The 1,221-nt window shown below is 66.6% G+C and carries 1 pseudogene; it reads left to right on the top strand.

Features of this window, described 5'->3' with window-relative positions:
- Positions 1-948: pseudogene (locus tag HBA93_RS17765) on the top strand (type IV secretory system conjugative DNA transfer family protein); the annotation flags it as partial.
- Positions 949-1,221: the final 273 nt, after the last annotated feature.

Genomic DNA, 1,221 nt, shown 5'->3' with positions numbered 1-1,221 from the left:
GTGTTCGATGAACCGGGCATGGCCGGCGAAGCGCATTGGAACGAGGAAGCCAAGGCGCTCATTGCCGGCCTGATCCTCCATATTGCCGCCAGCGCGCCGCGCGACAGGCGGAACCTCGCCACCCTGCGCGAATATCTCACCCTCGCCCCTGAAGCCTTCGCGGCGCTCCTGAAGGACATGCAGGCATCAACGGCCGCCTCCGGCCTGATCGCCCGCGCTGCAAACCGACACCTCGGCAAATCCGACCGCGAGGCGGCCGGCGTCCTCTCGGCCGCGCAGCGCCATACCCATTTCCTCGACAGCCCGCGCATGGTCGCCGTCCTCGACCGATCCGATTTCGGCTTTGCCGATCTCAAGCGCCGCAACGTCTCGGTGTTCCTCGTCCTGCCGCCCGATCGGCTCGCCACCTATTCCCGCTGGCTGCGCCTGCTCGTCGCGCAAAGCCTCACCGACATGGCCCGCGATCCCGCCAAGCCGGCCGTGCCGGTCCTCTAACTGCTCGATGAGTTCGCCGCCCTCGGCCATCTGGCCCACGTCGAGCGCGCAATGGGCCTCATGGCCGGCTACGGCGTCCAGCTCTGGCCGATCCTGCAAGACGTTCACCAGCTCCGCGCCACCTACGGGCAACGCGCCGGCACCTTCCTGTCAAATGCCGGCGTCCTACAGGTGTTCGGCGTCAACGATCACGACAGCGCCCGGCTTGTCTCCGATCTGCTCGGGCAGGAAACCGTTGTGTTCCAGACCATGAGCCGGGCGCTCGATTCCGATAAATCCGGCATCTCCTACGGCGAGCAACACACGGCCCGCCCGCTGCTGACCCCCGATGAGGTCCGCAACCTGCCGCAGCATGTCGAATTGCTGTTCCTCGCCGGGCAACGGCCGATCGTCGCCGGCAAGCTCGCCTATTATGCCGATGCAGAGTTCCGGGGGCTGTATGACGCTGCCTGACGTGACAAGAAGCGGACCCGGCGCATAGCGCCGGGACTTTGTTATGAACGGCCCTCCGGCTCTCTACGGCGCTATTGGGGAGCGCGTTCGCCTCCGGGCCGGCGCGGCTTGCGCCGCGATCCACCCGCCGACCTGGTGCAAGCTCTATTCAGGGAAACGCCACGGCCGCGACGATAGCCCCCCGGCCGGCCCGCTCTCATCATCTAGGGCCATAGGGACGGCCGGGGGGCGGGCCACGCGCGCAAGCATTAGCGTATTTAGCTATTTACGTAT

This window comes from Ochrobactrum sp. SFR4 (assembly GCF_019730395.1).
In the GTDB taxonomy this organism is placed as follows: domain Bacteria; phylum Pseudomonadota; class Alphaproteobacteria; order Rhizobiales; family Rhizobiaceae; genus Pseudochrobactrum.
Note: the sequence above shows the minus strand (reverse complement) of the source record. Positions and strands in the feature narration are given on the sequence as shown.